8 protein-coding genes are annotated in these 6792 nt (G+C 64.5%); all 8 read left to right on the forward strand.

All coding sequences use genetic code 11. From position 1 onward, the window contains the following. Positions 1-3: 3 nt before the first annotated feature. Positions 4-954: a DUF2950 domain-containing protein gene (locus tag AC1DN0_RS37925; protein ID WP_441637371.1), complete on the forward strand. Its 951-nt coding sequence runs from the start codon at positions 4-6 to the stop codon at positions 952-954. Positions 955-1180: 226 nt separating this feature from the next. Further along, positions 1181-2734 carry a TolC family protein gene (locus AC1DN0_RS37930; protein WP_441637380.1) on the forward strand — a complete coding sequence of 518 codons (1554 nt, stop codon included), beginning with the start codon at positions 1181-1183 and terminating at the stop codon, positions 2732-2734. Then, on the forward strand, positions 2727-3854 hold the full coding sequence (locus AC1DN0_RS37935) for an HlyD family secretion protein (protein WP_441637373.1): 1128 nt from the start codon (positions 2727-2729) through the stop codon (positions 3852-3854). Before AC1DN0_RS37930 ends, AC1DN0_RS37935 begins: the two co-directional genes overlap by 8 nt. 14 nt (positions 3855-3868) lie before the next feature. After that, on the forward strand, positions 3869-4891 hold the full coding sequence (locus AC1DN0_RS37940; RefSeq protein WP_477112000.1) for a DUF2955 domain-containing protein: 1023 nt from the start codon (positions 3869-3871) through the stop codon (positions 4889-4891). An 11-nt stretch (positions 4892-4902) separates the two neighbouring features. Next, positions 4903-5352, forward strand: a complete 450-nt coding sequence (locus AC1DN0_RS37945; protein WP_441637377.1) for an ion channel — start codon at positions 4903-4905, stop codon at positions 5350-5352. Positions 5353-5481: 129 nt separating this feature from the next. Beyond that, positions 5482-5832, forward strand: coding sequence for a hypothetical protein (locus AC1DN0_RS37950; RefSeq protein WP_441637379.1), 351 nt, complete (start codon positions 5482-5484; stop codon positions 5830-5832). Between the two features lie 455 nt (positions 5833-6287). Next, entirely contained in the window at positions 6288-6545 is a 258-nt protein-coding gene (locus AC1DN0_RS37955; RefSeq protein WP_477146470.1) for a hypothetical protein, read from the forward strand. A gap of 58 nt (positions 6546-6603) precedes the next feature. Further along, positions 6604-6792: hypothetical protein (locus AC1DN0_RS37960; RefSeq protein WP_477146471.1), on the forward strand; the 189-nt coding region annotated here is incomplete at its 3' end.

Below are 6792 nucleotides of genomic sequence, written 5' to 3' on the forward strand. Positions count from 1 at the left end.
GCTATGCTAATCACCGCTCGTTTTGCCCGACTCCCGCTTGGCGCAATCGGCATTCGGATTGCCGTGGCGCTGTGCCTGGCCACCTGCATCCTGGGCACCGCCCACGCGCAAAAAGCATTCCCCACGCCAGAAGCGGCCATGACGGCTTTTGGGGCGGCTGTTGCGAACAATGACGAGGCAGCCCTGAAGTCACTGCTGGGCAATGACTTCCGCACGCTGATCCCACCTGCCGACGCGGAAATCCGCAGCCGCTTTCTCACGGCGTGGGAGGCTTCCCATGCCGTGCAACCCGTAGATGAAAAACATGCCCGGATCGCCGTCGGCACCGATGGCTGGACGCTCCCCTTGCCCTTGGTGAATTCCGGCGGGGGCTGGCGCTTCGACACCCGCGCCGGTGTGGAGGATATGCGCTTGCGCCGTATCGGGCGCAATGAATTGGCCGTCATGCAAACCATGCTTGCCATTCATGACGCGCAGAACGACTACGCCCAGTCCGACCACGACGGCTCCGGCATGGTTAGCTATGCCGCCAAGCTTGCCAGCTCGCCAGGCAAGCAGGATGGCTTGTACTGGCCGACGCAGGCTGGCGAGCGGCCGAGCCCGCTGGGCGAAGCCTTCGCCACGGCCGGTGCCCGCGCAAAGGAAGCGGGAGGCTATCACGGGTACCACTACAAGCTTCTGACGAAACAGGGCCGGCACGCACCCGGCGGCGCATTCGACTATATGGTGCGCGGCAAGCTCTTTGGCGGCTTCGCCGTGATAGCGTGGCCGATCCGATACGGTGACACCGGCGTGAAGAGCTTCATGGTGAGTCACGCCGGGCAGCTCTATGAGAGTGATCTCGGGCCCGAAAGCGCCGCCAAGGCTGCCGCGACCACCTCGTTTGATCCCGGTCCAGGCTGGACCAAGGTAGAGCCGCAATCGGTCGGGGCGCCGCGCAATGCTGGTCACTAGCAGCATCCACGCCAATCAAGTCCCGTTGCAGTCCCGGGCTTTACGCGGCGATTGCGGGACCGGTCGCATTACCTGGCGCTTCGCGCACCGGATAGCGGGTGCGCCACGAATGCCGCCCGTTCCTTTGCCTGATCAGCGATCAACTGTTCTGGCAGCGGGTCGGGGACGTGCCGCCCGATAGCGTGCCAGGCGACCAGGAGCAGGTTTGAATTGCCATTCTCGCCTCATGTCGTCACCGTGTCGTCCTGCCGGACTGGTGCTGATCGGCGCATCGGTCCTCGTAGGCTGCGCGCGCGTGGGGCCGGATTTCCAGGCACAGCACGATCCCTGGACCGAGCACTGGACTACCCCGGCTGTCGAACAGGCCAGCCAGCAGCGCCCGCAGTCCGATATGCGCGAGTGGTGGAAAGTCTTTTCGGATCCTGTTCTTGAACATCTGATTGCGGCTGCCGATGCCAACGATGCCGGCCTGAAGATTGCCGGCCTGCGCGTGGTGGAAGCCCGCGCCCAGCTGGGCATTGCCCTGGCCGGGCGGTACCCGCAAGTGCAGCAGGCCAGGGCCGACGCCTTGTACGCGCGTAGCAGGAAGACCGGCATTCCTGGTGAAAGCAGCGGTGTCTGGCAATACAGCGCGGGTTTCGACATTGGGTGGGAGCTGGATTTCTGGGGACGGTTTGCCCGCGCCATCGAGTCGGCGGACGCGGCCTATTTCGCCGCCGAAGCCAATCATGAAGACGCCCTGGTACTGCTGCACGCGCAGCTCGCGCAAACCTACTTCGACCTTCGCACCGCCGAGGCGCGCCTGCGCATCGCCCGCGAGAATGCCCGGCTGCAAAAGCGCAGTTTCGAAATTACCGAGCGGTTGTTCAAGAGTGGGGAAAGCGATGAGCTCGACCTCCAGCAAGCCAAGACCCAGTACCTGGGCACCCTGAGCAGCATCCCCGATCTGGAAAACCAGATCTTGCGCGCCCGCAATGCGCTGGCGATCCTGATCGGCCGCCCCCCGGGTCCCTTGCCGGAACTGCAGGAACTGCTCGAGAAGGAGGGTGTGATCCCGCTGATCGATCACGCGGTGTTGCAGGACGTGCCCGCCAACCTGCTGCTGCGCCGCCCCGATGTCCGTTCAGCCGAACTGCAGGTTGCCGCCCAGTCGGCGCTCATCGGCGTGGCCAAGGCCGATCTTTATCCGTCGGTCACGCTGCTGGGGAGCATCGGGTGGTCAGCCACTTCGCTGCCGGGAACGCCCGGCGGGTGGGTCCTGATCGGTGGCCCCAGCGTGCAGTGGAACCTGTTCGACTATGGCCGCATCACGAACAATGTGCGAGTACAGGACGCACGCCTGCAGCAGCGGATCGTCACCTACCAGGATACCGTGCGCCAGGCGGCGCGCGAAGCCGACGATGCGGCCACCGGGCTGATCAAGGCGCTGGAGCGCGAAACGATCCTGCGCGAAGCGTCGCAGGCAGCGAACCGCTCGCTGACACTGGCCAATGCCCTCTTTCGCGAAGGGTACTCGGAGTTCCAGCGTGTGCTGGATGCCCAGCGCGCGCTGGTCGCCCAGCAGGATGCTTACCTGCTCAACCGCGGCAATGCAGTGAACAATCTCATCGCGCTTTACAAGGCGATGGGCGGCGGCTGGTACACGTCCCTGCCGCTGGTCGACGCGGCCACCCGTCAGCAGATGCAGCAGCGTACCGATTGGGGCGACTTGCTGAACGAGACAGGCCGCCAGCCACGCAACTCCAACGTCCCCGTGCCGAGGGTGAGCCCGGATGAATGACACACCGCAACCCCCCGCGTCCCCGCCGCCGGACGCACCGGCGCCCGCAGCCGACCCGACGAAGCGGGGAGTCAGGTGGGTAGTCGGCCTGATTGCGCTGAGCCTGGCCTGGTACCTGCTGGCCGACCGGTACACGCCGTATACACAGCAAGCGAGGGTCCAGGCCTTTGTCGTCCCGGTGGCCTCTGAAGTGTCGGGCCGGGTGGCCCGGGTGCAGGTGCGCAACAACCAGAACGTCCTGGCCGGAGACGTATTGTTCGAGGTCGATCCGCAGCACTATCGCATTGCACTCGACCGTGCCCGCGCCGATCTCGAGTCCATGCGGCGGCAGATCGGCGCAAGCACCGCCGGCATCGCCTCGGCCCAGGCATCCCTGCGTGCCGCCCAGGCCAATGAACTCAAGGCACGCCAGGACAGCGATCGCCTTGAGCGCCTGTATCGTGAAGACCAGGGAACTGTTTCGCTTCGCCGTCTCGAGGTGGCCCGCGCCACGCACGTACAGGCCGTCAGCCAAGTTGCCGCAGCCCGTGCCGAAGTCGAGCGCGCGCGTGAGCAAGAGGGGGGCAGTGAAGAAGACAACGCCAAGCTGCGCAGCGCTGCAGCCAATGTGGACAAGGCCGAACTGGACCTGGCCAACTCGCAGGTGCGTGCGCGCACGGCGGGCCTGATCACCGATCTGCGCACCGAAGCCGGCCAATATGCCGCCGGCGGAAGCCCGGTGATGACGCTGATCGCCATTCACGACGTCTGGGTAAGCGCGGAAATGACCGAGAATAACCTCGGCCGCGTCGAACCCGGCACGTCCGTCGCCATCGTGCTGGACGCCTACCCGGGCAAGGTACTGGACGGCCGTGTCCGCAGTATCGGTTATGGGGTCAGTGTGGGCCAGAGCACGCCGCCCGGCAGCCTGCCGACGATACAGAACAGTCGCGACTGGCTACGCCCGGCCCAGCGCTTCCCCGTGGTCATCGAATTCGCCCCGGGCGAGCTGGCCAAACTGCACGGCGTGCGCGTGGGCGGGCAGGCCGAAGTCATGGCGTTCCCCACCCAGGGCAATCCGCTCAACCCCCTTGGCCACCTGTTCCTGTTCGTCATGAGCTGGCTGTCCTATGCCTACTAATGGTGATGGCGGCCATGCCCGCTGAGCCCGCTCGCCTTTCCCGGCGTCCGCTGCGCCTGGCATCCGGCGCCGCGCTTTGCCTGGCGACCAGCTTCGGATTAGGCTGGTCCCTCCCGGTGGTGGCGCCGGTACTTGGCCTGTTCGTGATTGCCTCTCTCGACCGCCCCCTGCCGCTCAAGGCCGGGCTGGGCCTGGCGCTGGTCGTCATGCTGACGACGGGCAGCGGCCTGCTGCTTCTCCCCTTTCTGCGCTATTACTGGTTCAGCGGCGTGCTTTTGACCGGCCTGCTCCTCTTCCTGGCATTCCGCTATGGCCTGCGCGGCGGAAACAATCTGGTCGCCACATTCCTGGCGGCTGGCCTGACCATGATTTCCGCGGCGGGCACCGCCGATTTCGGCCTGGCCGTCACGGTGATCGGCGCCCTCGTCAAAGGACTCCTGCTGGCCGTGCTGGCGCTGGCTCTTGTTCACTGGCTGTTTCCCGAACCCGCAGGCGGGCGGCCTGCGCGGGCCGCCCAGGTACTGCCGAACAGCGTGGCCGACTGGATGGCGCTACGCGCGGCGCTGGTGGTAATGCCGGCGTTCCTGCTGGCGCTGAGCGATCCCGCCGCCTACCTGCCGATCATCATGAAATCGGTCAGTCTCGGCAGGCAAAGCTGCACGACCGCCCGCGGTGCCGCGCGCGAGTTGCTTGGTTCCACGCTGTTCGGCGGCCTGCTGGCCATCCTGTTCTGGTCCGCACTCAGCCTGTTCGTGCACCTGTGGATGTTCTTTCTATGGATGCTGCTCTTCGTCCTGGTGGCAGGAGGCAAGCTGTATGCCATCAGCCCGACGCGTTACCCGCCCGGCTTCTGGCTGAACAGCCTGGTAACCATGGTCATCCTGCTGGGCCAGTCGGTCCAGGACAGTGCGGCCGGCAAGGACGTCTTTACCGCTTTCGCCGTACGCATGGGGCTGTTCGTCGGCGTTACCCTGTATGCCTGCCTGATGCTCTGGCTTCTGGACAAACCCGGCCGCATACCATTGCCCGCTCCCTGATGGAGTAAACCATGCTGCACCATGTACTGGCCGCCGCTCCCGTCATGCTTCTCTGCCTGTTGCTGCAGGGGTGCGTTGTTGCCGTCTGCTTGCGCCGCTACGCGCGCTTCCGGAATAGCCGCCTCGGGCATGAATCACTGTGGACCGATATCTTGCTGCTGTCGCTGGTGATGGTGCTGACACTGTTCGCCAACTTCATGCAAATGGTCATCTGGGCGGTGCTGTTCATGATTCTCGGCGAATTCAGCAATTTCCCCACCGCGCTCTATCACTCCGGTGTCAACTTCGCTACATTGGGCTATGGCGACATTGTCATGTCCGAGGAGTGGCGCCTGCTCGGCCCGATTGAGGCGGCTAACGGCATCCTGATGTTCGGCGTCTCGACCTCGGTGATGACCGCCGCGGTATCGGATGTGATCAAGTACAACATGTCTCGCCTGGGGCAGGACAAACCGCATTAGGCCCGACCCGGCTGCTACGGCGACGGAAATGTGCTCCGGCAAGACTACCGTTGGCCTGGTCGCCGCCGGTCGTGCCCGAAACAGGCGGATCAAGCGCGCCAGCGAAATCATCGTTCCACCGGAGAGCGTATGCGTATGTCCCGGAAATTTATCCTGGCCAGCCTGATGGCACTTGGTTTTTCCACGGCTGGCATGGCACAGCCCGCAGCGGGCCAGGGTGCCGAAAATGCCATATCCGAGGCAGTACAGGGTGGCGCCAGCCCCTATCGTCCTCCGTCCGCCGACTCCGCCAGTGCCGAGGATGCCGCGCGCGCCAAGTGCGAGGCTCTGAAGGAGCAATTCAACGCCACCTCGAAGCAGCCGTCCTACCAGTCGCCCGGGCCGGCAACACAGAACGCGCAGGGGCGCACTATTCCCAAGATCGAGCGCGACCAGTCACGCAAGTCATTGCAGGAAACTTACCGCGCCAATTGCACGTAGCGAGAGGGCGGCGCGCCCCCCTGCTTCCGACACTTGATCTGCTGTCCTGGAACCCGAACCCGGGCAGGCAACGGAATTTTCCGTGGGCGTCACGCAAGGCCTGATGAGGTACATGTCAGGCGTAAATCTCCATAAAGTCCCCATGCGCCGCGTCGCCGCTTAGCCCCGCTTTGGCAGCGGTCGCCGGGGGACTGGCCCGGCGTGTCGCGCAACTGCAGACACCCGATGCCTGTTGTGTTGGTTTTTGCCCGCCAGATTTAGGCCGCCGCGCACCGTGCGCTGGCGCCATTTTCCCCGCCTCGAAAAATTTCTTCCCAGGCCCCGCCTGCGTTTGCGGGCGATTCACGCTGACCTGSCCCGCCTTGGCACACTCCATGCGTTTGTACCTCCCGAGCGCAGAAACAATGCTCGAACCAACCGAACCCAAGTCCCAAYCGCTCCCAAGGAGAAYTGCCATGACTACCACCCTCGCCATCAAGGACCTGTCCGTCACCGAAGAACTCGACGCCCGYGCCATGCGCGCCGTGCGCGGCGGCTTCGTGCCCTTCCTGCCCGTGTTCAGCGCGGTCAAGMTCGACTCGACYTTCAACGCYTCGCAGCTGATCGGCCAGACGCAGAACGTCGTCAACATGAACGGCAACAACACGGCCTTCGCGGACGACATCAAGTCGMATGTCCACTCGACCCAGAACGCCCAGAACAACATCTATTGAGCCTCGGGCTACCGCCCAGGCTGAATTCGCAAGCTACTGCATTTCCCGGAGAACTGCCATGACTACCACCCTCGCCATCAAAGACCTGTCCGTCACCGAAGAACTCGACGCCCGYGCCATGCGCGCCGTGCGCGGCGGCTTCGTGCCCTTCCTGCCCGTGTTCAGCGCCGTCAAGATCGACTCGACCTTCAATGCCGAGCAACTGATCGGCCAGACGCAGAACGTCACCAACATGAATGGCAACAAC

It is taken from the genome of Cupriavidus sp. 05N39 (assembly GCF_056397325.1).

Bases quoted from the DNA above. Each gene is read 5' to 3' on its own strand.
- AC1DN0_RS37925 (WP_441637371.1), top strand. From the start codon at position 4: ATGCTAATCACCGCTCGTTTTGCCCGACTCCCGCTTGGCGCAATCGGC.
- AC1DN0_RS37950 (WP_441637379.1), top strand. From the start codon at position 5,482: ATGCGTATGTCCCGGAAATTTATCCTGGCCAGCCTGATGGCACTTGGT.
- AC1DN0_RS37930 (WP_441637380.1), top strand. From the start codon at position 1,181: ATGTCGTCACCGTGTCGTCCTGCCGGACTGGTGCTGATCGGCGCATCG.
- AC1DN0_RS37940 (WP_477112000.1), top strand. From the start codon at position 3,869: ATGCCCGCTGAGCCCGCTCGCCTTTCCCGGCGTCCGCTGCGCCTGGCA.
- AC1DN0_RS37945 (WP_441637377.1), top strand. From the start codon at position 4,903: ATGCTGCACCATGTACTGGCCGCCGCTCCCGTCATGCTTCTCTGCCTG.
- AC1DN0_RS37935 (WP_441637373.1), top strand. From the start codon at position 2,727: ATGAATGACACACCGCAACCCCCCGCGTCCCCGCCGCCGGACGCACCG.